A 23750-nucleotide genomic window follows, 5' to 3' on the forward strand; every position below is an offset into this window, starting at 1 on the left:
GTTCCCGTTCCGGTTGCCGTTGTTGTGGTGGCGGGGTTGGGGTGGTTGTCCTGGTGGACGGTGAGCAGGGTCATGTGGGTCTCCGTGGTGCTGTGGGAGGTGCCGGGATGGACCGTGCAGGGTCATAAGATACGAACCTACCGGTTTTCTTTTCAAGGGCGGGCGGGGAATTTCGCGGGGGCGGGCCGGGGGTCGGGGCGGGGAGTTCGGCGGGGGTGTGCGGGGTGCATATTCACTGTTCCGCTGTGGGGATCTTCGCTGGACAAGCGGGGGTTTTGATTCCGTTCTGCGGGTGTCTTCCGGGGGTTGGGGGTGGTGTGCGAGGCTCGGGGTCGGGTGGTTGTGGGGGTGTGCTGGGGTCTCTTGTGTGGGTCTCGGGTGAGGCTATAGTGAAACCGGCCGAGCGGTTTTGTTTCGCGAGTGGTTCCCTGGGAAACCTCACCAGTAACGCTGTGCTCGTCTCTGGAGCCGGTCGCGCCATGGGCAAAGCCGCTATTGAATGCCCTCCGCAGGACGGAGCGACGCTCGCGATCAACTACCGCATCAGCGCGGCGGAAGCCGAACAACTGATTGCGGAGCTTGAGAAGAACCGATAGTTGACGTCTGCTCGAGAGGCCTGATGCTGACCCGCTACTTGCCCCTGAAAGGGGGTTTGGCCTGGTGGTAGTGCTGGTGTGGGCTGGGGTCGAAGGAACCATGGAACGTCAGCAAAATCGACTATCTGGTGAGTGGACGACCCGATCGACCCAACTACCCAGGCCGCCCCACCACGTTGGTGCCATGAGAACCCATCAACCCTTCCTTGGGAGGGGCCCGCGGCAAGGGACCCGCGGCGCTGGGCAAGGACTCGCCTGGAGGCCTCAGACGGTGGCCTGGCCGTGTGCCGGACTGAGGTAGTGCACGGCGGTCTGTTCGGCGTGCGGGATGAGCAGGCCCTGCAACTCCTCCGCTGCGACCTTGAGAAGGTCGCCGTCACGGGTGGCGTGGAGGGTTTCGAGGACGAAGGTGACGTGGGTGGAGTCCTTGGTGACGCGGGTGCGGTGGGCGTCGCGGTGGTTCCAGTGGCGGGTCAGGACGCCGGTGGTGTCGGCGTAGATGATCTCGCCCGGCTTGGGGTTCTCGGTGGTGTCGGGTTCGCCGAGCGGGGTGAAGCTCTCGGTGCCGTCTGCGTGGCGGATGTCGACGTCGCCGGTGACGTGGTCGAGGTCGAAGGCGCCGGCGGGCAGGCCGTGGCGGACGGAGACGGCGTTGTAGGAGTCGACGGCCGGATTGATACGCGGCAGGGTCCCCTTTTTCGCGAGGCGGCGACCGAGCGCGTCGACGCTGGGGCGGATGCGGCGGGGGTTGGTGCCGAAAGCGCGGTAGGCGGTGTGCCACGCCTCGATACGGGGGTCGTCCTCGTTGGCGGGCTGCCAGGCGCCGTCGGCAAGTTGCTGATCCAGGTCCTCCACGGCGGCGGTGGTGTGGGGCCAGGATTCATGGCTCCGCAGGCCGGTCGCGGTGACCAGGGCGACAAGGGCGTCGGGGAAGGCGTCGGCAACGGCGGGGCTGAGGCGGAAGACGGTCATGGGCGGGGTTCCGTTCCTGCGTGCGTGTGCGTGTGCGTGTGCGTGCGGAAGGGCGCGGGTCAGGGCTTCCAGGGGCCGATGCGGTCCAGGCGGCGGCGCTGCTGGAGGGCGGTGGGCACGTCGAGGCCCTGGCCGCGTGCGGTGAGGTGGTCGGCGACGGCGGTGCGGTGCTCGACGGGCTTGTGGTCGTCGTACTTGAACTTGGCCACCACGTCCGCGACTTCGAGGCGCAGGCCGCGGATGCCGGGCAGCATCCGGCCGTAGGGCGGCTGGTCGACGGCGACGGGGGCGTGGTCGCCGTCGGGCTGGAAGTGGGCGAGTTGGCGGCGCAGCAGCTCGGCCTTGGCCTCGGGGTCGTCGACGATGTGGGCGCGGCAGGTGAACTGGACGGCCGTGTAGTAGCTGGTGGGGACGCCGTCGGTGGGTGGGGTGCCGGCTGTGGCGCGCCATGGGCCGGGGATGAACGCGTAGTCGCCGAAGACGGTGAGCAGGACGTTCGGGTCGTGGTCGATCGCCTTCCAGGCCGGGTTGGGACGGGCGAAGTGGACCAGGAGGTGGTCGCCGCCGCTGGTGAAGTGGGTGGGGACGGCGACGGGCGGCTGGCTGGGCAGGCCGTTGACGCTCAGGATTCCGAAGTCGTGCCCTTCGGCGATCCAACCTTGCCATTCGGCTTCGTCCAGGCCGGTGTCCCAGGGCTGGATGAACATGCTGTGCTCCTTGCGTAGTTGGCGGAGGTGGGGGAGGGGAGCGGGGTTCAGGCAAGAGCGAGGAGGCTGACGGCGACGGCGGCGGTGCCCAGCCCGACGAGCTGGCCGCGACGGATGCGTTCGGCGAGCACGCTGCGGGCGAGCAGGACGGTACCGGCCGGGTAGAGAGCGGTGATCACGGCGACGACGGTGAGGTCCCCGCTGCGGGCGGCGAGAAGGAACAGCAGGTTCGCCATGGAGTCCAGCACGCCGGCGGCTGTCGACATCGCGTACGCGGGGCGCTCGGAGCCGAGCCTGCGGTACATGAGGCCGGCCGCGGCCAGGGTGACGGCAGAGGAGACCGCCCGGCCGATGATCAGTGGGGCCACGCCGCTGTCGGAGGGCGCCTGGTGCAGGAAGATCAGCTGGAGGGCGATGGCACCGCCCGCGCCGAAGGCCAACAGCAGCGCGGTGCGCGACGGGCGTGCCGACCCGGTGCCATGTCCGGCGCTGACCAGGACCACCGCGACCAGCGCGAGCGGCAGGCCCACCAGCCCGGCAGCGCCCAGGTGCTCGCCCTGCAGCAGGCCCACGCCGACGGGCAGCACGGCGGACACGAGGGCGGTGACGGGCGAGAGTACGTTCATCGGGCCTATCGCCAGGGCGCGGTAGAGCAGGGCGAATGCGGCGGCCGATGCGATGCCGGACGCGGCGCCCCAGCCGAGGGCGCCGGCGCTGAACGAGGCACCGAGGAACGGCCACAGCAGCAGCTCCACTGCGAGAGAGGCCGGGGCCGCGATCATCACCGTACGCAGGACATGAGCCTTACGGGCCCCAAGGCCGCCGAGGAAATCGGCGCATCCGTAGGCGAGTGAGCTGCCCAGGGCCAGCAGCAGAGCGATCACGGTACATCCCTTACGATGTCGATGGAACGACTAAACGGTACAACGAACCGACTGGCGTGTGTCAACCAAACGACCGGGCGGTGCACTAAAGTGATCCACTGGCGAGGATGGTGATCGGATGGCCGAGGCAGAGGCAGCCCTGCGGACGCTCGCGCACAACGTCAGGACGGCCCGCACCCGCGCGGGCCTGTCCCTGGACGAGCTCGGCCGTCGGGCCAAGGTCAGCAAGGGGGCTCTCGTCGGGTTGGAGAAAGCGCAGGGCAACCCGAACTTCGCCACCCTGGTCCGGCTGGCCGACACCCTCGGCGTCTCGGTGTCCGCTCTGCTGGAGGGGTCGTCCGAAGGTCGCGTCCGTGTCGTGGGCGCCGATGCCGTGATGCCGTTGTGGACCGGAGCGCAGGGCAGTGAGGCCCGGCTCATGTTGACGACCTCGGGCCCGGCGCCGGTCGAGGTCTGGCGCTGGAAACTGGAGCCGGGCGAGGAGTACCCCAGCCACCCCCACCAGGCCGGAGTCGTGGAAACCGTCAGCGTCACCGCCGGCCGGATGACCCTGATCGTCGACGGCGCCGAGCACACCGTTGAAGTCGGACAGACCGCCACCTTCGACGGCGACGCCCCCCACACCTACCGCGGTGCCGGCACCGAACCCTGCCACCTGATCATGACGGTCCACCTGCCGCCCGGTCCCGTTTCCACATCCTGAGCCGACGAAACCCGGGAAGGCCGCGGTGGCGCCGTCCCCTTCGTTCCGGCCGTCAGCTACGGACGGCCCCGTTCTTGCCGGGCCACGGGTGAGGCCCGGGGACACTGCCACTCCGCGGCCACGTGTTGATGCATGGTCAATCCCCGCGCTCGCGCGTAGGTCAGATGACGTAGCCGTGGCAGCCGCCTTACGAACTACGTCATTTGGCTCAATCGGAGGCCGTTGTCGCCCTTCTAGCGTTCGGGTCATCATCCCGATCGAGTCCGGACCGGAATTCCGGGCGAAGGAGGCAATGCCGTGAGCGAAGTGAAGAACATCGTGTTGGTCCACGGTGGTTTCGTCGATGGCTCGGGCTGGCAAGGTGTCTACGATCATCTGACCGCCGACGGCTACCGGGTCACCGTCGTGCAGAATCCGACTCTGTCACTGGCCGGCGACGTCGCCGCGACGCACCAGATCCTCGACGACCTCGACGGCCCTGCCGTGCTGGTCGGCCACTCCTACGGTGGCGTCGTCATCACCGAGGCGGGCAACCACCCGAACGTCGCCGGGCTTGCCTACATCGCGGCGTTCGCGCCCGACAAGGGCGAGTCCGTCAGCTCCCTCATCGCCGACCCGCCGCCCGGTGCGCCGGTTCCGCCGATCCTGCCGCCCAAGGACGGGTTCCTGTTCCTGGACAGGGGCAAGTTCGCGGCCTCGTTCGCCGCCGACGTGCCCGCGGCCGTGGCGGCCTTCATGGCCGACTCGCAGGTGCCGTGGGGCGTGGACGCGCTCGGCGGGACGGTGTCGGAACCGGCCTGGCGGACCAAGCCCTCGTGGTACCTGGTCGCCACCGATGACCACATGATCCCGCCGCCCGCCCAGCGCGTCATGTCCGAGCGGGCGGGGTCGACCGTCACCGAGACGCCAGGCAGCCACGCCGTCTATGTGTCCAACCCCGCGGCGGTGGCGGCCGTCATCAACCAGGCGGCCCACGCGGTCTCCGCCCGTTAGCGGAGGCGTCACCTCTTGCGTCGCCGCCCAGTCCGTCTCGCCCGGTCCCTCCGACCGGGCGGGACTTCACTTCCCGTGGTTCCCCCCAGGCGTCCGCGAACAGATCGCACCGAACTGGCACTAGACGCACCTGCACGACCACGTCCTTCCAGCGCTGCTGCAAGCCGGGGTCACCCAGGCGCAACTGGACACCATGCTCATCGACAACCCACGCCGCTACTTCAGCCCGGCCAAGTCCTAGCGGCACGCCACACGGCGCAGTCGACCGGAGCGTGTCCAGGCGGTGCGGTCCGACCTCGTGGCCGAGGCCACAGACCGCCCGCTGGCGGGTGTTGGCTTCCCATGACCACCCCGGACACGATCACGATGTGCCCGACACCATCACGATGTGCCCGGCCACGATCACGCTGTGGCTGTGCGGATCGTCCTGGCGGGCGGCAACGTGGGCCGTCCGGAGGCCGCGCGGCGCGCTCGGCACGGTGATGCGCGCCTCACGCCCTGCCCGGCTTCGCACCGAGCCGAGTGCCGCTGCCCTTGGCCGTGGTGTGGCGATTGGACCGCAGGTAGCGTGCGGGCTGTGACACCTGACGATGGGGCTGCCGGCCCGAGACAGAGACCGCACGACGGCCAATTGCCGGCCACGGATGGCATGTTGGTCGGGCGGGAGCACGAGCTGAAGGTCGTTGAGGAGTTCGTGCTTCGGGCAGCGAGTGACGGAGATGCCCTGGTGCTCTACGGGGAAGCCGGCGTCGGTAAGACGGTCTTGCTCGACGCCGCCGAACTGGCGGCTGCCGCGAGCGGGGTTCCCGTCATTCGTACTGTCGGCGTCGAGGTCGAAACGGATCTGGCGTACGCCGCTCTGTACCGGCTGCTGACGCCGTTCCTGTCGCGGCTCGACGGGCTGAGCGGGCAGCAGCGTCGCACGCTGGCGACAGCGCTCGGGCTCGACGAGGGGCCGCCGCCCGACCGGCTGGCCGTGTCGAACGCGGTGCTGTCGCTCCTCGGGCTGGCCAGGGGCGACGGTCCGCTCCTCGTGATCGTGGACGATCTGCCGTGGCTGGACCGCATGAGCGCGGCGGTACTGGCGTTCGTCGCGCGGCGGCTCGCCGGCGCCCGGATCGGGTTTCTCGGCGCCTTCCGCACGGGCGAGTCGAGTTTCTTCGACGGCGGTGGGCTGGCGGCCGTCGAGGTGATGCCGCTTGGTGAGACCGCCGCCGGCAGCCTGATCGACGGTCGCTTCCCGGCACTTGCGCCCCGAGTGCGCCAGCAAGTGCTCGCCGAGGCGGCCGGGAATCCGCTGGCGCTGCTGGAACTGCCCGCGCGAGTGGCCGATCGCAGCCATGAACGGCAGACGACCCCGGCGCTGCCGTTGAGCCAGCGGTTGGAGCATCTGTTCGCCGCCAGGGTCGATCCGCTTCCCGCGGCGACCCGGCGCGCCCTGTTGCTCGCCGCGCTCGACGCCACCGGTGACCTCGGCATCCTCGTCGCGGCCTTCGGCGCGAACGCCATCGACGACCTCGCCCCGGCGGAGCGCGCACAGTTGATACGGGTCAATGGTGAGCGGCGTCGACTGGCGTTCCGTCACCCGCTGATGCGGTCCGCGGTCATCGCGATGTCCACCGTTCAGCAGCGGCGCGACCTCCATGCGGCGATCGCCGCGCAGATGCCGGACCAGCCCGACCGCCGCGCCTGGCATCTGGCCGAGGCCGCCGAAGTCCCGGACGAGTCCATCGCGGTGCTCCTGGAGCAGACGGCGGACCGGATCCTCCGTCGGGGCGACGCGGTCGGCGCGCTCTCCGCCCTGCTGCGCGCGGCCGACCTCACTCCCGTCGGCCGGGACCGCGGTCGGCGGCTGGCACGCGCCGCGTACATCGGAGCAGAGGTGACGGGAGACATCGGCAGTGTGCCGCGGCTGTTGGCCGACGCGCAGCATGCCGACCCAGGCGGCGCCGACGCGCTGACCGCGGCGGTCGCGACGTCCGCGTACCTGCTGAACGGTGAGGGCGACGTCAACGCGGCGCACCGCATGCTCTTCGGGGCCATCGCGGCTCGCGAGGTGCTGGACGGCGAGGACAACGGCCTGATCGAGGCCCTCTGGTTTCTCATCGCCATCTGCGTGTTCGGCGGCCGGGCGGAACTGTGGGAGCCGATGGACGGCTTGACGGAACGATTCAGACCCGCGCCACCGCGATATCTGACCGTCCTCGCCAAGGCCTTCGGCGATCCCGCGCATCAGGCCCTGCCGGTACTCGCCGAACTCGACGGCCTGATCGGTGGGTTGAGCCACGAGCCGGATCCGGCATACGTGGCGCGTGTGGTCATCGCGGGTGCCTACGTGGATCGACAGCGCGCGTGTCGAGGCCCCGTGCAGACGGTCGTCGACCACGGCAGGGAGGGCGGCGCCGCTACCTCGCAGATCCAGACCGAGGTCATCCTGGCCAACGACGACTTCTTCGCCGGCCAATGGGACGAGGCGCTGGAGCTGTGCGACGAAGGGATACGCCTTTGCGAGCTGCACGGCTATCCGTTGCTGAGATGGCTGTACGTCCATCAGGACGCTGTGATCGCGGCGGCGCGGGGCCGGACCGAGCGTGCACGGGCCGCAGCCGAGGCGATGACTCGCTGGGCGGCACCGCGCGGAGTCGGGCTTCTCCTCGCGTACGGGCACGGTGTAGAGGCCCTCCTGTCGCTCGGGCGCGGTAAGTATCAGGAGGCCTTCGCTCATGCGTCCTCGATCACTCCGCCGGGAAAGTTGCAGCCATATGCCCCCTACGCCCTGTGGACCGCTCTGGATCTCGTCGAGGCGGCGGTACGCGCCGGTCTGCGCACCGAGGCCGCTCGGCACGTCGCCGCACTGAGGGACCTGGACATCCCCGCGATCTCCCCCCGCCTGGCACTCGTCACGGCGGGAGCCGCCGGCATGGTGTCGCCCGACGGGCGGTTCGCGGACCACTTCGAAGCGGCGCTCGCCGTCGCCGGAGCGGAACGGTGGCCCTTCGACCGGGCCCGGATCCAGCTGTCCTACGGGCAACGCCTCCGCCACGGCCGAGCCATGGCCGAGGCGCGCAGACATCTCAGCGACGCCTTCGACACCTTCCAGCGGCTCGATGCCACACCGTGGTCCGCCCTCGCAGGCAAGGAACTGCGGGCCGCCGGTGGATCACGGGGGAAGCTTCAGGCGGGTGGCATCGCGGCACTGACGCCGCAACAACGGGAGATAGCGATGCTGGCGGCAGCGGGTCTGACGAACAAGCAGATCGCCGAGCGTCTCTTTCTGTCGCCGCGCACAGTCAGCACGCACCTCTATCAGATCTATCCCAAGCTCGGCGTGACCACCAGGGCCGGACTGCGTGACGCCCTGAGCAACGAGGAGCCCACCACGGAGTGATCCTGGCGACCACGTCATTTGACTGAATCGGCGGGGCTGTTGACGGGCCTAGCGTGGCGGCAGCACTCGCGAGGAGGAAGCGAATGAAAACCGGTGACCCCACCCGAAACGTGGTCTTAGTGCAGGGCGGTTTCGTCGACGGTTCCGGCTGGCGGGCGGTGTACGACCTGCTCAGAGCGGACGGCCACCACGTGAGCATCGTGCAGAATCCGACCCTGTCGCTGGATGGCGACGCCACCGTGACCCGGCAGGTGCTCCGGCTGCAGGACGGTCCCACCGCGCTGGTCGGCCACTCGCACGGCGGCGCCGTCATCAGCGAGGCCGGCACCCACGACAAGGTCGCGGCTCTCGTCTACGTCGCGGCGTTCGCGCCGGACAAGGGCGAGTCCGTCGGGTCTCTGATCGCCGACCCGCCGCCCGGCGTCCCGGTCCCGCCGATCATGCCGCCCAAGGACGGGTTCTTGTTCCTCGACCGCGAAAAGTTCTCGGCGTCGTTCGCCGGCGACCTCCCCGCCGACCGTGCGGCCTTCCTCGCGGACTCGCAGGTTCCGTGGGGCGTGGACGCGCTCGGCGGCAGAGTGACCGAGCCGGCCTGGCGGCACAAGCCGAGCTGGTATCTGGTCGCCGCCGACGACCGCATGATCCCGCCCCCGGCCCAGCGGGCGATGGCTGAGCGCACCGGAGCGTCCGTCGTCGAGGTGCCGGGCAGCCACGCCATCTACGAATCCCGGCCCGACGCCGTCGCCGACCTGATCAGGCGAGCCGCCACCGGCCGGTGAACCGACCGTGCAACCGTCCCGGCCGTGCCACATTCGGCCGGGGCCTCCCGCCGTTCAGCCGTATCACCCGTCGGTCCGACGGCGTATGTTCGGCCGAGAGACACTTGCGAGGCACGTCATGAGGACCGGCGTCATCTCACCAGCCGACCCACGCCAGATGCTCTATGGCCGCGACCACGATCTCGCCGTCATCGCCGCCTTCGTCGACGGCGCCGCCGACAAAGGCGGCGGGTCCCTACTCGTCACCGGAGACGCAGGTGTCGGCAAGAGCGCGCTCCTGCATGCCGCAGCGGCGCGAGCTGTCGACGGAGGCGTACGCGTACTGCGGGCAGCCGGCGCGGAGTTCGAGGGCGACCTGCGCTTCGCCGGGCTCCACCAGATTCTGCATCCGCTGCTCGACGGGCTGGCCCACCTTTCCGGCCGGCACCGGAACGTACTCACGGTGGCCCTCGGCTTCGCATCCGGACAGGCCCCCGCGCAGCACGCCGTCACGGGCGCCACCATGGCGCTGCTCCGACACGCCTCGCGAGCCCGCCCCCTTCTGCTGGCGATCGACGATCTTCCGTGGCTGGATCGGGGGAGCGCCACGGTGCTGCGCTCACTCGACCTCGCCGCGACCCGGATCGGGATGCTGGCCGTCACCCGCGACGATCACAGCGCGCGTCGCGGATCCGGCGTCACGCGCGTCCACGAACTCGCCCCGCTGGACGATCAGTCGGCGGCCGCGCTGCTGACTGATCGGTTTCCCGCCCTGCCTCCGGAGGTGCGTCGGCGCCTCCTTGCCGAGGCGCTCGGTAACCCGCTGACTCTCCAGGAGTTGCCGGCCGCACTCGACGCGGCCCAACGGTCGGGATCCGCTCCGCTGCCTCACGTGCTGCCGCTCAGCCGACGCCTACAGGCGGTTTTCACCTCCCGAGTGGCCGAACTCCCACCGTCCAGCCAGCATCTGCTGCTGTTGGCGGTACTGGACGGCACCGGTGACCTGTCGACCCTCCGGTCGCTGCTGCCTGACCATGTGGTGACGGAGGCCTTGCGGGACGCACAAGAAGCCGGACTGATGGATCTGGATCGTGCGAAGACGCGCCTGGATTTCCGCCATCCGCTGATCCGCTCGGCCGTGGTGGAGCTGTCCACCGCCGGTGAGCAGCGCAGAGCTCACGAGGTGCTGGCGCGGCGGCCCGACGGAGACGAGGAGCGCCGCACCTGGCACCTCGCGCACGCGGCGGTGGAGCCGGACGAGCAGGTCGCCGAGCTTCTGGAGCAACTGGCCCGCCGGGCGCGCGGACGCGGCGATGTCGCCGGCGCGGTCGCTGCCTTCACCCGAGCGGCCGCTCTCAGCCCGGACAGGCGCGACCGGAGCCGACGGGCCGCCGCAGCCGCCTACCTCGGCACGGACGCGACCGGAAACCTGCTCGACGTGCCGCGGCTCCTGGAAGCGTGCCGGCCGACCCACGACGCCGACGCGACCTCGCTGACGACGACGCTCGCGGCCGCACACCACCTCCTGCTCAGCGGCATCGGGGACGTCGACTCCGCGTACCGTCTGCTGATCAAGGCCGTCGACACCGGACTGAGCCAGGCGGACACACCGCACGACGTCCTTCAAGAGGGCCTGTACACGCTGGCGTGGATCAGCTTCTTCGGCGCCCGCGCGGAACTCCGGGAACCCCTCGAACGGGCCGTCGCGCGCCTGACTCCCCGCGCCCCGGAATCGTTGGCGCTGCTGATGAGCTGTCTCGGCGATCCGGTCCACACCTCGCTCCCTGACCTGCGCCGACTCGACGACGCGGTCGGCGGACTCGCGGCGGCGGACCCCGTCGAGGTGATCCGGATCGGCATGGCCGGCCAGTACGTCGGCCGCTTGAAGACCTGCCGTCCGGCACTGCAGAGGCTGCTGGAGGAGGGGCGCGAAGGCGAACATGTCACGTTGACGATCCACGCGATGAACCTGCTGAGCCGCCACTGCTACGAATCCGGGGAGTGGGACCAGCTCGACCACCTCAGCGAGGAAGGCCTGCGGGTCAGCCGCCGACACGGCTACCACCTCCTCGCCCAGACGTTCCTCCACCATCAAGCCCTGCTCGCAGCGACACGCGGAGACACCGCCCGGGCGGAGGACCTCGCCCACGAGATCACGCGCTTCGCGGCACCCAGGCGTATCCAGCTCCTCCTCACCCTGGCCGCGCAGATCAGAACGAGAGCGGCTCTCGGCCGCGGAGAATACGAAGCGGCATTCCTGCAGGCGACCTCGGTCAACCCCGCCGGTGTCCTTCCGCATTTCCAGGGACCTACCCTGTGGCTGATTCCGGACCTTGTGGAATCGGCCATTCTCTCCGGTCGGCACACCGAAGCCGAGGCGCACGTCGCAGCGCTGCGCCGCGCCCAGGTACCCGCGATATCGGACAGGCTGGCGCTGGTGACGCACGGCGTGGCAGCCATGACCGCCGACGACGACCGGTTCGTGGCACAGTTCGAACGCGCGCTGGCCCAACCGGGCGCCGACACCTGGCCGTTCGACCTTGCCCGCATCCGGCTCTTCTACGGCGAACGCCTTCGGCGCGCCAAGGCCACGCAGGCAGCGCGTGATCAACTCAACGCCGCCCTCACGACCTTCACGCAGTTGGGGGCATCGCCCTGGGCCGACCGCGCGCGGAGCGAACTGCGGGCATCAGGTCTCGCGGCCGTCCAAGCCGGCGCCTCGCCGGACACCCGTCTGTCACCTCAGCAGGACGAGATCGCAAGGCTCGCCGCCTCGGGTATGACGAACAAGCAAATCGCTCAACGGCTGCACCTCTCGCCGCGGACCGTGGGAAGCCACCTCTACCAGGTCTTCCCCAAACTGGGCATCACCTCTCGCGCAGCGCTCCGCGATGCCCTGCAAGAGGCCGGGAATCCGGCGGACGCCGGACCGAAGGACACTGTGCCTCCGCAGCCGTGATCGCCGACCTACGCGGGGCGGCCCCGAGTGGCAGAACTGCGTGGAGCAAGAGGTCGGCTTGGACGGAGGTGCCCCGGGCGCCGGGACCGGCGTGCTGTCCGATGCCTGAGGCGGCACCGGTGGCGATATCGACCTTGTCCGTCAGTCGTAGGTCCATGAAGTCCTCCTTTGGGTGCGAGGTCAGCGGTGGGGGCGGCTCACCGCAGCGTGCGAGACCGGGAGGATCCTGCGCTCAGCTGGGCGCCAGCCGGGGCAGCAAGAGGTCCCGGGCGGTGGTGAGGAGAGCGATCGCGAGGGCGGTCGCGGGGCCGCGATCGGGGCGAACGGCCTTGCCGCGGCCCATGCGGGCGATCTGCTGTTGGTGCCAGGCACTGTTGAGGAGGTCGTCGATGTTCTTGTGGCCGAGTGTCTTCGGCGTCACCAGGCTCTTTTCGGCGGTTCCGTCCAGGAGGCGCTGTGGCAGGTCCGGCTCGTAGGTGATGGGGCGCGCCAGTCCGACGACGTCGACCGCACCGCTGTCCAACGCGTCGTTCATGCCCTGCCGACTGCGGAATCCGCCCGTCAGCATGAGGGGCACCGACACCTCCTGGGCGAATCGCTCCGCGAACTCGAGGAAGAAGGCTTCCCGCTTGCGGGTCGACTCCCGCTGCGACGCACCCGCGACCATGGCCGCGCTCTCGAACGTTCCGCCGGAGATCTCCAACAGGTCGATGCCCTCCTGCTCCAGGGCCCGGGCGACGGCCAGCGAGTCCTCGGCGTCGAAGCCGCCGCGCTGAAAGTCGGCGGAATTGAGCTTGACCGCGATGAGGAACTGGTCGGAGGTCGCTGCCCGGACCTCGCGCACCGTCTCGATGAGCAGTCGCATTCGGTTCTCCAGCGAGCCGCCCCAGCGGTCGGTGCGCTGGTTGACCAGCGGCGACAGGAACTGGTTGAAGAGGTAGCCGTGCGCGGCGTGGATCTCTACGCCGTGGAACCCGGCATCGGCGGCGACCTTGGCGGTAAGGGCGAAGCGGCCGATGATCGCGGTGATCTCCGCGTCGGACAGCGCGCGCGGCGCCCGGAACAGCGCGTTGCCACCCACGGCGAGGGGCACCGCGGAGGAGCTGACGACGTCGTGCCGACGCCTGGGGAGCGCGTTGCCGCGCATGGTCTGCCGCCCGGGGTGTGACAGCTGCAGGATGAACTTGGCGTCGGTGCCCTTGGTCACTGCGGCCCAACGGCGCAGTTGCTCATGGTGTCGGCCGTCCTCGATGACCACGTTGCGCGGCGCCTCCAGCGCAGTGCCGTCGACCATGACGTTGCCGCTGATCAGCAACCCGGTTCCGGAGAGCGCGAGCGTCCGGTAGGCGGTGATGAGCTGGTTGGTGGGTGCCCCATGACGGTCCGCGAGATGTTCGCTGGTCGCGGCCTTGGCAAGCCGGTTCGGCAGCGTGATGCCGCTGCGCAGGACAAGCGGGTTGGCCAGCGTATTGCGCCCGCCTCCTGCTCGGTTCTCATTCATCTGAGTGCCACCTTCCTGGACTGTACGTTGTACATGCATGTTGTACAGGTGAACATGTACGGCGTACGAGTGTCAAGGCGGAGGGGGGTGACCCATGTCCGGCCGACGGCGCCCCTTGCCGGTAGGCCTCCGCGCCCTGGATGCGGAGCTGCGGGGCTGCGGATCGTGCGGGTCCACGCCGGCGCGCGGGCATGCCTGGAGTCTCTGTTCGGCCGTTGGGCCTCCGTGTCGAGTGCCCCTCCTCGCTTGACACCTGTACTTAGTACATGTTTCCTGTGCATCGTCCATGTACATCGCATGGTGGGCTCAGTCAGTGAGAACGCCATGGCATGGATGGAATCCTGTTTGGAGGTGACCGATGAGACACTCCTCGGAGAGTCGAAGGAGCACTCCTGCTGTCGGTGCGGGACGGCCGGACGCCCCGCTGGTCCGGAGGCTGACGGCAGGGGCCGCCGCCACCGGCGAACCGGTGGCCACGACTGCCCCGTTCACCGGCGACGCGCTCGCCGTTCTTCCCCAGTCCACCGCTGCGGACGTCGCCGATGCCTTCGCCGCTGCGCGGGAGGCCCAGAGCAGGTGGGCGGCCCTGCCGGCGCGTCGCAGAGCCGAGCCCTTCCTGCGGCTCCACGACGTGATGCTGTCCCGCCGGGAGGAGATCCTCGATCTGCTCCAGTGGGAGAACGGCAAGGCTCGCCACCACGCCATGGAGGAGCTGATGGAGGCGGCGTCGTCGACCCTGTACGCCGCCCGGCAGGCCCCGAAGGTCCTGCGGCCCCACCGCAGGCAGGGTGCCTTCCCCCTGCTCACCCAGGCGGTCGAGACACCCCAGCCCAAGGGCGTCGTGGGCATCATCACGCCGTGGAACTACCCCCTGGCCCTCAGCATGGACGTGAGTGCGACTTCCGTCGCATCGCGGAGGCCATCGCGAAACTGTTCGGCTTCGGGGGTGCCATCTCCGTCACCGAGGAGGAGTTCGCCCAGGCCCTCGGTCCCCTGCCCGCCGCCGGCCTGGGCAGCAACAGCCGGGTGGACTCGACCAGGGCGCGCACCGAACTGGGCTGGGCGCCGCAGGGCCCGCCGCTGCTCGACGAACTCGTCCACGGTGCGTACCGCCGGATCCGGGGTCCCAAGGGCATCACCGTCACCCCCGGACATCCGATCGCGTGACCGAAGCACCCTGACACATCACGGCCGACCGCTGTGATCCCGAGCGGGGCACCGAGGCGCCTTCCGGCCCGGCACGAGAGGGGACCCCCGCTCGTGCCGGGCCGTCGACGCGGCGGATGACCGGCACCAAGTTCCTTGGCGGTCCAAGTGCGCTGTTCGTGCTGCGCGATGGCCAGGCAGACCCGGATCGGGTCAATGCCCAGTGGGGGGAGTGCGCGACAGCGGGCAGATGGCCCTGACAACGGCCGAGCACCCGGGGCTTGTCACTCACCTCTGCCTCACGCGCAAGGCAACACCACCCCGACCAGGAGAGCCTCCTCATGTACGACGCCGACCCTGCACACACCGCCGCACTGCTGAAGCACTTCGCCGACCTCCGCGACGGCACCCACGGCGACGCGGTCTCCCGACAGGCCAAGGAAGAACTCTTCGCCGCCACGGTTGAGTTGCTCGACCCCTACGCCCGCCAGGTACTCGACGAGACCAACACACACCTGCTCCTCGGCACTGGGGAGGTCATCGCCACCGGCGCCAGGAAATCCCAAGACGGCGTGGCTGCGCTATGGGTGCTGACTTGGCCCGAGCAGCGGGCCGTAGGCATCAACCCGATCACCCTCCACGCTTTCTACGGCGTCGGATTCCACCACCCGCACCTGCGCGGCGGCACCGTGGGCGACTGGCCCCTGAACGCATTCACGCCCAGGCAGGCCGCCGCGGAACTCCCCACGCTGCGTGCCATCGCCTCGGCCGATCTCCACAACCTCGTCTTCCAGCGCGACTACCGGATCATCCCGGCCACCACATACAGGCAGGCCTCATGACCCTGCGCCTGTCGATACTCGACCAGTCCCCGATCCCGGCCGGCGGAGCGCCGGCCGAGGCGCTCATCGCCACCCTCCAGCTTGCCCGGAGCGCCGAGGGCCTCGGGTACCACCGCTTCTGGGTCGCCGAACACCACGGGGCCGCGGGCTTCGCCGGAACCGCCCCCGAGATCATGGTCGCCAGCCTGCTCGAGAACACCCGCCGACTGCGCATCGGCTCCGGAGGCGTGCTCCTGCCCCGCTATGAGCCACGTAAGGTCGCCGAAGTCTTCCGCGTCCTGGGCGCACTCCAGCCGGGGCGCGTCGACCTGGGTATCGGCCGTGCGGGTGGCATCGCGCGGGACTTTCCGCGCAGGTTCGCCGAAGTCATCGATCTCCTCGGCAAGCCCTACCCGGGCTACATCCCGCCGACCGTATGGCTTCTTGGTGCCGGCAGCGGATCCGCCCGGCTCGCCGGCGCCCTCGGAACCCGCTACGCCTTCGCTCACTTCCTGAGCCCACAGCTGAGCACTGCCGCACTGGACGCATTCCACGGCAGCAGTACGCTGCAGGCACCCACCCAAAGCGCACTCGCGGTACGGGTGGTGGTGGCGGACTCCGAAGCCAAGGCCCAAGGGCTGACCGCGGGCTTCCTGCTCTGGCGCAGTCGCAAAGACCTCGGCCACAACGAACCGTTCCCCTCGCCTGCCACGGTGCGCAGCCACAGCTGGACCGCCGAGGAGGACGCGCGAGTCGGCCGCAGCAGTCGGCAGTTGGTGGCCGGGACCCCCCATCAGGTGAAGGCCGCACTCATCGGACTCGCCCGTGCCCACCAGGTCGACGAGATCATCGTCAATACGCTCACCCACGACCCGGTCGACCGCCTGCGCTCGTACGAGTTGCTGGCGGAGGCTTTCCAACTCGCCGCGAAAGCTTAGGTGTCCGCTGCCACCATGCCGGCACGCCGACGCAGCTCCGTCGGGCATCGGCGGCACGGTCGGGCAGCATGGTGCGTGGCGCGCTGTTCACTTCGCCGTTCAGGAGGCCGTTTCGGCCTCGGCTTTCGTGGGTTCGGTGGCGATTCCGCTGACGCCGGTGATCAGCATGTCCAGGCCCAGGCTGTAGTAGGCGTCCGGGCTCGCACAGGCCGCCAGGGCGCCTGATGAAGCGATGATGTTGGGGTAGCGGCGCGGGGACAGTGCGCCGAGCGAGGCCGCCTTGACGCGGATGGCGTCCTCGTGGGCCTCGTCATCTTCACCGTGCCGCTGGCCGGGCTCGCATGTGACGAGGGTGACGACCGAGCCGAGGAGGTAGCTGCCGATCTCGGCAGCCTGCTCCGGCGAGAAACCGGCCTGCCTCAGGTGGGAGAGGGTGCGCTCGGCAATGTTCAGGCCGGTCTCCGAGGTGAGTATGCGAGAGGTCACGAGCCCGGCCACCGCCGGGTGGGGTCGCAGGGCGGCCAGAAACGCTTGCAGCACCGCACGCAGCTGCTGAGGCCAAGGCTCCGTTCTCACCGGCGGCAGGTCGACGTCATTGAACAGCCGGTCGGCAATGCCGTCCAGGAGTTGATCCTTGTCCTTGAAGTGCCAGTACAGCGCCATCGGTGACACGCCGTGATCCTGGGCGAGACGGCGGATGGTGACCGCCTCCAGGCCTTCGGCGTCCGCCAGCGCCACGGCGCCGCCGGCGATGGCCTCACGGCTGAGCCTCTCGCGCGTCCGCCCGTCGCTTCCACTCTTCTTCATGGTTGACAACCATACTCTGTACATGCTCACCTGTACCTGTACGTCGACCGTGTACGCCGTACAGTTGCGACAGCAGGGGGACATCACCATCAAAGCCGAGCAGGTGGACACATGACCGAGACGACTCAGCCGCGCACATCACCGCTGGCAGGTGAACTCATCGCGGAGGACTTCGACGGATGGAGCCCGCAGCTTCGACAGGAGTTCGTCGACAACGCCCACAACCACCAGGTCGGCTCCCTCCTGCTGTCGGAGACCGACGACGGGTCACCTACCGGTCGGGCGACACCCGCCACTTCACTTTTCCCGATGGCGAGTACATCCTGCACGATCTGCAGAACGACGGACCGACCCAGCTGGCCTTCATCACGGTGGAACACAAACGCCGACCCCACGTCTGAGAAGCGGAGGGGGCGGCAGTTTCCAGAAGTCCGCACGGCGAGGAATTCTTCGGCGCTGCTGCTGCCTAACTCGCAAGCACAAGACAGTCTTGCCGACAACGCTGCGCCGATGCCCGCCAAGGCCGCTTCATTGGTCGGCAAGCCGCCAGGTGGCCGACCCCGTTGACCAGCTTCTCGCCCGCGGCAACGGAGGCGGCCACCTCCTCCGGGTGGACCCAGCCCGAGACCTGGTGATCAGCTCGCGCCGGGGTCAGAGGCGAAGCCGACCCGACCGTGGCCGAGCAACCGCCAGGCCCCACCGCGACCATCTCAGTAGCCGTCCAGGACCACTAGTCTCGCTTCGGCGACATGGCCCGGACGTGAAACCGCGCCAGCGGTGCCCTCAGTCGTAAGACCCCCGGCGGTGGCACCAGGGGCGTCGGCTACGGGAACCAGACCTCGCAGATGCCGTCCTCGCCCTCCTCGCTCCGGTCGACGTCGAACGCCGACTCGAAGCGCTCCTCATCCGCGTAGACGGACAGGGCGCCGCCGGTGAGCATATGGAGGACGCCTTCGTAGTCGAAGAACCCTTCATCACTGATGTCGTATCCCTCACCCAACGGGTCGAGGTCGATCCCCACAGCGGCCAGAGTGGCACGCGGGTCTCCGGTGATCTCCAGCTCGTCGAAGCCCTCGACCATCAGATCCGGGGTGCCGGGCACAGCAACAAGGATCTTCGTGTACGAGGCGCCGAAGTCGCGTTCGCAGACGGCGACGATCCGGGCATCCGGATGCTTCGTCCGCTGCGCCTGGAACTCGTCCGCCAAAGCACTTGCCAATACCCCGTCTTCGACAAGCGCCGGGTCGCTGATCTTCACCGTGGAGCCCCACACGGCCGCGCGTACGCCGTCCAGCTCTTCCCGGTTGATAGGGCTTCCCGGATGTTCCAGCCGGGACGGAGCGTACTCACGGCGGATCGCCGAGACGGTCGACAGGGACAGCACCGCGGCCCTGGCCGCCCCCGGGTCGTGGGCGGCGGCAGGCGGCCGCTCGTTGGGCTGGAGCGGGGTCGCGAAGGGGGGATGGACGACGACCAGATGCGCGTGCCCGCTGTGACGGGGATTCACCTGCGTTCCGGGGGATACGGGACTCATGCAGCCGAGCGTATGCCGCAGCCCGCGATCCGGATGTAACGGTCCCGTGGAGAAGGGGAGTTGACCCGGTTGTCGAATCGTGTATCGACTACGGCCGGTACACGCGTGTGTCTAGCGTGAGGTCCGTTCGTCGGCGCCACATCGACCACGGGGGCCCCTGGCGCCACGAACACCCCATGCCCTATTGGGCCCCCACGGGGACATCACGTGCCAAAACCCATACGCAACCGGCGGTTGCGTGCGCTGCGTCGGTCGGCCGTCGCACTCGCGTGCGCTTCGGTCATGGCCTTCACCGGGCTTCCCGGAATCACCTTAGCGACCGCTGCGCCGAAGCCGCTGGACCCGGGCAAGCGCTGTGACGAGTTGTACGACCTGCCCAGCAGCACCAGCCCGACCGTTGACCTGCCGGAGTTCGACGCCTCCCGAGCGAAGTCCCAGTGGGACGAATACGACTACGTCAACCCCGCCAAGGAGTGGGACGGCCTCGGGCCGCCGTCCGCCGCCAAGGAAGCCGCACTGGCCAAGCTGAACAAGGCCCCGGCGACACAGCCTGACCGGGTCTGGTGGAGGTGGCTCCAACAGAAGGACAAGTACCCCAAGTTCGAGGACTACCGGGACGCGAAGTTCATCACGAACTCCGGGAACGACCCTCGAGGCAAGGCCTTCGAACGGAAGGTGATCAAGGATCACGGGCTGGTCGGACCGGACTGGATCTGCCAGAAGGAGGTCGAGTTCAAGGACCCCGACACCGGCAAGACCTATCGGCGCAAGCTCGACGCCTACAACACGCGCACGAAGCAGATCCTGGAGATCAAGTCCAACGGCAGTCCGGACCGCAGAGAAATCCCCAAGGACCTGGCATGGGCCAAGGACCCCAACTGGAAGGACAGCCGGGCCAAGTTCGTCTTCGCCGAGCCCCAGAAGGCCGACGCGAAGAAGTTCCTGGGAGACATGCGCCAGATCGCCGGGGACCGGGTCACCGAGTACAACTATCGCTCCGACCGTGTGGAGCTCGCCCCCAAGGGCGGACAGCGCGCCACGAGTGGTCTGCTGGAGCCCCCGGGCCAGTCCGGCACCACCCGCGGTGGCGCCACCGACCTGATCCGCGAGTCGCGCCCCACCCCGAAGGACATGGCGGAATACCTGAACCGCAGGAACGTCGCCAACCCGGGTGGTCTGCCCCGTGGCCCCGGCGGCGTCGACTTCTCCACCCTGGACCTGAAGTACATCGGCAAGCCGGTCAAGGGCAAGGGCGTCGATTTCGCGTTCGACGCGAACGAAGACCCCACCGAGAAGTCCGGTTGGGGCGGCAAAGCCAAGGCCCAGCTCATCTCGGACGCGTTCTTCACCTGGCTCGCCCTGAGTCCCGACAAGTTCTGGGTCAACCTCAACCCGGATGAGCCGGACCGCATCATGGACGCCAAGTTCGGCAAGACGGACGCCGGGCGCGTGCTCCTGGAAGCCGACCTCCAGATGAAGCACGACTTCTACAAGGCCATGGACCCCGATACCGACCTCGGCAAACGCTATTGGGCGGCCCTGCCCAAGCAGAACGGCTACCCGTGCATGCCTGGCCTGCGCAACTGGATCGAGCCGAAGACCGCGCAGGTCCGCGAGCAGGACGGCGGCATCTACATCCTCGACACCCCGCTGCGTCTGAAGTCGACCGCGCAGACCACGGTCACCCCCGGCCCCGGCACGCCGATCTGCACCCCGAACGAGGCCGAGACCAAGGCGGCACAGCGCGTCATCGACCAGATGATCGTGCCCGCGGTGGAGAAGACCATCAACACCGCACCCCAGTACGCCGACCTGCGGCGCGTCTACACCGCCCGTGTCGCGGCCGAGTACATCCGCCAGCAGGACGCCAAGGCGCCCACCGATTACCACAAGATCATCAACAGTGGTGATGTCTCCCGCTGGCCACTGCGTGCGCCCAACCAGAACTGGACCCGCGAGGCCCTGTTCAACAAGTACCGGTACATCTACACCCACGGCGAGTTCGAGTACAAGATTCCTGCGAACGGCACCGTCCAGGTCTACCTCGTGGGCGGCGTCGACATGTCCAAGCAGCCCAAGCACAACGTCAGCAAGGCGCGCTTCACCGCCCAGCACCGCTACCTGCCCCGACAGGCGCAGACCAGCGTGAAGACCCTCACCGACAACACCGACATGACGGGACAGGTCCTCCTCGGCGCAAACACAGCCGCCGACGACACCGGTACCTCCACACCTACACCCACGCCAACCTCGACACCGACGCACACGGGCAAGCCGACCCCCGCCCCGACCCACAGCGGTGGAGGTGGCGGAAGCACGCACACCATTTCACCCGCCACGCCCGCACCCAGCGAGCCCGGCGGCGACCTCGCGCACACCGGCAACGACTCCCCGATCGGCCTGATCTCGGGTATCGCCGCCGCCCTTGCCGTGGCCGGCGGGGCGCTCGTGTGGTGGATGCGCCGTCGCAAGACCGCCCAGGAATAGCCCCCCGGCGGATGAACACACATGATGGGGCCGGTACACGCAACCCGCGTACCGGCCCCATCATTTTCCGCAGCCCTGGGCGATGTTGGGAACCGGCGAGTCGTTGCTGCCGCCACCGAATCTGCCGGTGCCTGAGGAAGAGAGCGCAGCGTTCCGTTGCCAACGGTGATCGCCGATGACCATGTCGGTCAGTCCGGCCTCGTGCCGCCGGTGGTAGTGCCGCGGTGTGGCATGTCGGGTGCGTGCGGGACTTCGGGCGGGAGGAAGGCTGCTGTGGCGCGCAGCTCGCGGACGATGTCGATGAGCGCGGTGACGGCGGGGTTCGTGCTGTCGCGGCGCCATACGATGCGGTGGTCGGCGTCGGGGCTCGGGTCGGTGAAGGGGCGGTAGACGATTCCCGCGAAGCTCGTGCTCGGCGTCTCGGTCCCGGCAGTAGACGCTGCCCAGTGCTGGTCCAACGCCGCTCGAGTCTCCTGTCCTCCCACCGCGTTCCCTCCGATCACAGAAGTATCGGACGAGATCCATCCAAGCCGTGTCCTCATTACCCTCCTGGACTAGGTCCCGGGTCGGCCGCAGCGGGCACTGCGCCAGGGCGAAAGGATCACGTTGAGAAGACTTCATTGAGCCGCGTATCCCAATCCGAGGCGCAGGCCGCCCTGCCCGATCAGAGGCGGTGCGTGGTTCGCGCGCCGACGGGAAAACGGTGGGCCACCTGCCGGCTGCCGCCGTGCACGGCAGCCAGACCGTCATCGCCGCCGACGGGCATTACCTTCTGGTCGTCCAAGGACAACCAGAAGAAGCCGTGCGGACAACTGCGCCGCATGCTCTGCCAGCAGACGCCGCCGCTGGACCGCACCCGTACGACCGGGCAGGGACGACGCGAGGCCCGACGCCTGAAAGGGTGCACCGTCCAAACGGGACCGCGCTTCCCTCACGCCGTCCAAGCCGTCGAGATCAAGCGACGCCGCGTCAACACCAAGACGGGCAAGGTCCGGACGAAGACGGTCCACGCCGTCACGCCGGCTGGACCGACATCACCCCCGCAGCCGACGACCACCGGTCGACGACGTCTGCCTGGAGGCCGTGGTATCGGCAGTGAGGGCGTGACGGCTGGACCAGGTCAGGGCTGCGGTTGCGGCCAGGGCGAGGAAGGGGACGGTGAAACCGGCTCGTGTGCCGCCTGGACCGTCGACGAGTCGGCCGACGGTGGCGGCAGAGACGGCGATGCCCGCCGCGCTCGCGGAGTTCGTCCAGGTGAAGGCTTGGGTCAGGACCGACCGGTCTATGACCGACTCGATGAGCGTCGAGGAGACAATGATGCACGGAGCGACGCCCGCGCCGGGGAGCAGGAGGGCAAGGCCGAGCTGCCAGGGGGAGTTGGCCAGGAGCGGCAGCAGCGATGCGCAGGCGAGAAAGGTCAGGATCAGGGGCAGCTGGGCCGCGGGCGGGGTGTGCCGGTGGTGTCGACCGTAGGCCAGACCGACCAGCAGGCTTGCCGCGCTCATCAGTCCGTACAGGAACCCGGCTGCCGCGGCGGCGTGGTGCACGCCGGCGAAGGCGCTCACCGAGACCTGCATCGAGCCGAAGAAGACTCCGAGGGCCAGGTTGACCGCCAGTAGCGTGGCGAAGTTCCGGGTCAACAGAGGCCCCGTGCCCCGGGCGCCCGTACGATCCGGGGCGGGCGCAGGGGCCGTACGACGCAGCGCCGCGAAGGCCAGTCCGGCGCCGACGACGAGCGCCCCCGCCAGCACCGTACCCGCGGCCGGGTGCACCTGGGTTGCCGTCAGCACCGCGAGGGTGGGACCGAGGAGGAAGGCGACTTCGTTGCTGATCGTTTCGAGTGCGAAGGCCGGGATGAGTTCGGCCCTTCCATGCAACAAGGCCGACCAGCGGGCCGCGGACAGCGCACCGAACTGCGGGACGGTCGCCCCGGCGGCGAGGCCGGCCGCCATCAGCGGGACCACGGGCGCCCCCGTCAGGGTCAGCGCGACCAGGGCGGCGATCGCTCCGGCGTGAGCGCACAGGAGGGGGACGAGGACGCGCGGCTGTCCGAAACGGTCCATGAGACGGGCCGTCTGCGGGCCCACCAGGGTCTCCGCCACGGCGAACGAACCGGTGACCAGGCCGGCCACCCCGAAGGATCCGGTCTCGGCATGGACCAGCCAGACGATACCGAGGCCGGCCATGGCCACCCCGACCCGGGCAGGAGCCGCCGCCAGGAAGAAGGCCGCCGCGCCGGGGGTTTGGAGGGCTGAACGGTAGGAGACCGTTTCCGTCCGAGCCGATACTGGATTGCGAAATCCCTGTACGGTACGGCGGAAATCCGGTGCGGTACGACGCAACCAGTGCGGCGGAGTCACGGTGAACCTTCCGCTGCGCGGTGGGACGGACAGGGAGAACGGCGCCCGTCGTGGGCACGGCCCCCCGCCGCCAGGAGTCGTCCATGATGACGTCGACGGGGCGGAATCGAAGTCCGCGTCGGCGTCGGCTCCAACGCCGGCAGAAATGTTGAGTGCTGAGATCGAGGAATCGAATCGAAGAGGGGATCTGGCAGAA

Annotated in this window: 18 protein-coding genes and 1 pseudogene; 11 read left to right on the forward strand and 8 right to left on the reverse strand. The window is 69.1% G+C overall.

The window, feature by feature from the left end:
* Positions 1-860: 860 nt before the first annotated feature.
* Genes ACZ7M3_RS33600 through ACZ7M3_RS33610 form a run of 3 tightly spaced genes read right to left on the reverse strand, consistent with a single transcriptional unit; the run spans position 861 to position 3159 of the window.
* Positions 861-1568: a B3/B4 domain-containing protein gene (locus tag ACZ7M3_RS33600; RefSeq protein ID WP_472068239.1), complete on the reverse strand. Its 708-nt coding sequence runs from the start codon at positions 1566-1568 to the stop codon at positions 861-863.
* Positions 1569-1627: 59 nt separating this feature from the next.
* The gene (locus tag ACZ7M3_RS33605) at positions 1628-2275 is read right to left on the reverse strand and encodes an FMN-binding negative transcriptional regulator (protein WP_472068241.1); all 648 of its coding nucleotides are present in this window, start codon (positions 2273-2275) and stop codon (positions 1628-1630) included.
* Between the two features lie 47 nt (positions 2276-2322).
* Positions 2323-3159: an EamA family transporter gene (locus ACZ7M3_RS33610; protein ID WP_472068243.1), complete on the reverse strand. Its 837-nt coding sequence runs from the start codon at positions 3157-3159 to the stop codon at positions 2323-2325.
* A 118-nt stretch (positions 3160-3277) separates the two neighbouring features.
* Here ACZ7M3_RS33610 and ACZ7M3_RS33615 point away from each other — a divergent pair, with 118 nt between their 5' ends.
* The 6 genes from ACZ7M3_RS33615 (at position 3278) to ACZ7M3_RS33640 (ending at position 11960) form a co-directional block, all read left to right on the forward strand.
* On the forward strand, positions 3278-3862 hold the full coding sequence (locus ACZ7M3_RS33615) for a helix-turn-helix domain-containing protein (RefSeq protein WP_472068245.1): 585 nt from the start codon (positions 3278-3280) through the stop codon (positions 3860-3862).
* A gap of 297 nt (positions 3863-4159) precedes the next feature.
* Positions 4160-4855: an alpha/beta fold hydrolase gene (locus ACZ7M3_RS33620; protein WP_067385577.1), complete on the forward strand. Its 696-nt coding sequence runs from the start codon at positions 4160-4162 to the stop codon at positions 4853-4855.
* A 130-nt stretch (positions 4856-4985) separates the two neighbouring features.
* Positions 4986-5096: a phosphotriesterase family protein gene (locus tag ACZ7M3_RS33625; RefSeq protein WP_472068684.1), complete on the forward strand. Its 111-nt coding sequence runs from the start codon at positions 4986-4988 to the stop codon at positions 5094-5096.
* A gap of 408 nt (positions 5097-5504) precedes the next feature.
* Positions 5505-8243, forward strand: a complete 2739-nt coding sequence (locus tag ACZ7M3_RS33630) for an AAA family ATPase (protein ID WP_472068247.1) — start codon at positions 5505-5507, stop codon at positions 8241-8243.
* 83 nt (positions 8244-8326) lie between these two features.
* On the forward strand, positions 8327-9022 hold the full coding sequence (locus ACZ7M3_RS33635) for an alpha/beta fold hydrolase (RefSeq protein ID WP_472068249.1): 696 nt from the start codon (positions 8327-8329) through the stop codon (positions 9020-9022).
* A gap of 157 nt (positions 9023-9179) precedes the next feature.
* A complete protein-coding gene (locus ACZ7M3_RS33640) occupies positions 9180-11960 on the forward strand; it encodes a helix-turn-helix transcriptional regulator (RefSeq protein ID WP_472068251.1) in 2781 nt (926 codons plus the stop codon).
* Positions 11961-12192: 232 nt separating this feature from the next.
* Here ACZ7M3_RS33640 and ACZ7M3_RS33645 read toward each other — a convergent pair whose 3' ends face one another.
* A complete protein-coding gene (locus ACZ7M3_RS33645; RefSeq protein WP_472068253.1) occupies positions 12193-13461 on the reverse strand; it encodes an NADH:flavin oxidoreductase/NADH oxidase family protein in 1269 nt (422 codons plus the stop codon).
* 358 nt (positions 13462-13819) lie between these two features.
* Here ACZ7M3_RS33645 and ACZ7M3_RS33650 point away from each other — a divergent pair.
* The 4 genes and pseudogenes from ACZ7M3_RS33650 to ACZ7M3_RS33665 form a co-directional block, all read left to right on the forward strand.
* Positions 13820-14308: pseudogene (locus ACZ7M3_RS33650) on the forward strand (aldehyde dehydrogenase family protein); the annotation flags it as partial.
* An 11-nt stretch (positions 14309-14319) separates the two neighbouring features.
* Complete coding sequence (locus ACZ7M3_RS33655; protein WP_472068710.1) at positions 14320-14628, forward strand: hypothetical protein; 309 nt, start codon at positions 14320-14322, stop codon at positions 14626-14628.
* Positions 14629-14948: 320 nt separating this feature from the next.
* Positions 14949-15449, forward strand: a complete 501-nt coding sequence (locus tag ACZ7M3_RS33660) for a hypothetical protein (protein ID WP_472068255.1) — start codon at positions 14949-14951, stop codon at positions 15447-15449.
* On the forward strand, positions 15446-16366 hold the full coding sequence (locus ACZ7M3_RS33665; RefSeq protein ID WP_472068257.1) for an MsnO8 family LLM class oxidoreductase: 921 nt from the start codon (positions 15446-15448) through the stop codon (positions 16364-16366). The genes ACZ7M3_RS33660 and ACZ7M3_RS33665 overlap by 4 nt, the downstream gene beginning before the upstream one ends.
* Positions 16367-16465: 99 nt before the next feature.
* On the opposite strand, the gene ACZ7M3_RS33670 is transcribed toward ACZ7M3_RS33665, so the two are convergent.
* The gene (locus ACZ7M3_RS33670) at positions 16466-17173 is read right to left on the reverse strand and encodes a TetR/AcrR family transcriptional regulator (RefSeq protein WP_472068259.1); all 708 of its coding nucleotides are present in this window, start codon (positions 17171-17173) and stop codon (positions 16466-16468) included.
* An 823-nt stretch (positions 17174-17996) separates the two neighbouring features.
* Positions 17997-18707, reverse strand: a complete 711-nt coding sequence (locus ACZ7M3_RS33675; RefSeq protein WP_472068261.1) for a DUF6333 family protein — start codon at positions 18705-18707, stop codon at positions 17997-17999.
* 282 nt (positions 18708-18989) lie between these two features.
* Between ACZ7M3_RS33675 and ACZ7M3_RS33680 the strand changes: the two genes are divergently transcribed.
* Complete coding sequence (locus ACZ7M3_RS33680) at positions 18990-21194, forward strand: hypothetical protein (RefSeq protein WP_472068263.1); 2205 nt, start codon at positions 18990-18992, stop codon at positions 21192-21194.
* Positions 21195-21382: 188 nt separating this feature from the next.
* On the opposite strand, the gene ACZ7M3_RS33685 is transcribed toward ACZ7M3_RS33680, so the two are convergent.
* Both ACZ7M3_RS33685 and ACZ7M3_RS33690 read right to left on the reverse strand, forming a co-directional pair.
* Positions 21383-21652 carry a hypothetical protein gene (locus tag ACZ7M3_RS33685; protein ID WP_472068265.1) on the reverse strand — a complete coding sequence of 90 codons (270 nt, stop codon included), beginning with the start codon at positions 21650-21652 and terminating at the stop codon, positions 21383-21385.
* A gap of 576 nt (positions 21653-22228) precedes the next feature.
* A complete protein-coding gene (locus ACZ7M3_RS33690) occupies positions 22229-23413 on the reverse strand; it encodes an MFS transporter (protein WP_472068686.1) in 1185 nt (394 codons plus the stop codon).
* Positions 23414-23750 lie beyond the last annotated feature (337 nt).

The sequence above is a fragment of the Streptomyces sp. NPDC111656 genome (genome assembly GCF_055656965.1).

Excerpts from the sequence above, each read along its gene's own strand:
- ACZ7M3_RS33600 (WP_472068239.1), bottom strand. The coding sequence starts at position 1,568 with ATGACCGTCTTCCGCCTCAGCCCCGCCGTTGCCGACGCCTTCCCCGAC.
- ACZ7M3_RS33605 (WP_472068241.1), bottom strand. The coding sequence starts at position 2,275 with ATGTTCATCCAGCCCTGGGACACCGGCCTGGACGAAGCCGAATGGCAA.
- ACZ7M3_RS33615 (WP_472068245.1), top strand. The coding sequence starts at position 3,278 with ATGGCCGAGGCAGAGGCAGCCCTGCGGACGCTCGCGCACAACGTCAGG.
- ACZ7M3_RS33630 (WP_472068247.1), top strand. The coding sequence starts at position 5,505 with ATGTTGGTCGGGCGGGAGCACGAGCTGAAGGTCGTTGAGGAGTTCGTG.
- ACZ7M3_RS33635 (WP_472068249.1), top strand. The coding sequence starts at position 8,327 with ATGAAAACCGGTGACCCCACCCGAAACGTGGTCTTAGTGCAGGGCGGT.
- ACZ7M3_RS33640 (WP_472068251.1), top strand. The coding sequence starts at position 9,180 with ATGCTCTATGGCCGCGACCACGATCTCGCCGTCATCGCCGCCTTCGTC.
- ACZ7M3_RS33645 (WP_472068253.1), bottom strand. The coding sequence starts at position 13,461 with ATGAATGAGAACCGAGCAGGAGGCGGGCGCAATACGCTGGCCAACCCG.
- ACZ7M3_RS33660 (WP_472068255.1), top strand. The coding sequence starts at position 14,949 with ATGTACGACGCCGACCCTGCACACACCGCCGCACTGCTGAAGCACTTC.
- ACZ7M3_RS33665 (WP_472068257.1), top strand. The coding sequence starts at position 15,446 with ATGACCCTGCGCCTGTCGATACTCGACCAGTCCCCGATCCCGGCCGGC.
- ACZ7M3_RS33670 (WP_472068259.1), bottom strand. The coding sequence starts at position 17,173 with ATGAAGAAGAGTGGAAGCGACGGGCGGACGCGCGAGAGGCTCAGCCGT.
- ACZ7M3_RS33675 (WP_472068261.1), bottom strand. The coding sequence starts at position 18,707 with ATGAGTCCCGTATCCCCCGGAACGCAGGTGAATCCCCGTCACAGCGGG.
- ACZ7M3_RS33680 (WP_472068263.1), top strand. The coding sequence starts at position 18,990 with ATGGCCTTCACCGGGCTTCCCGGAATCACCTTAGCGACCGCTGCGCCG.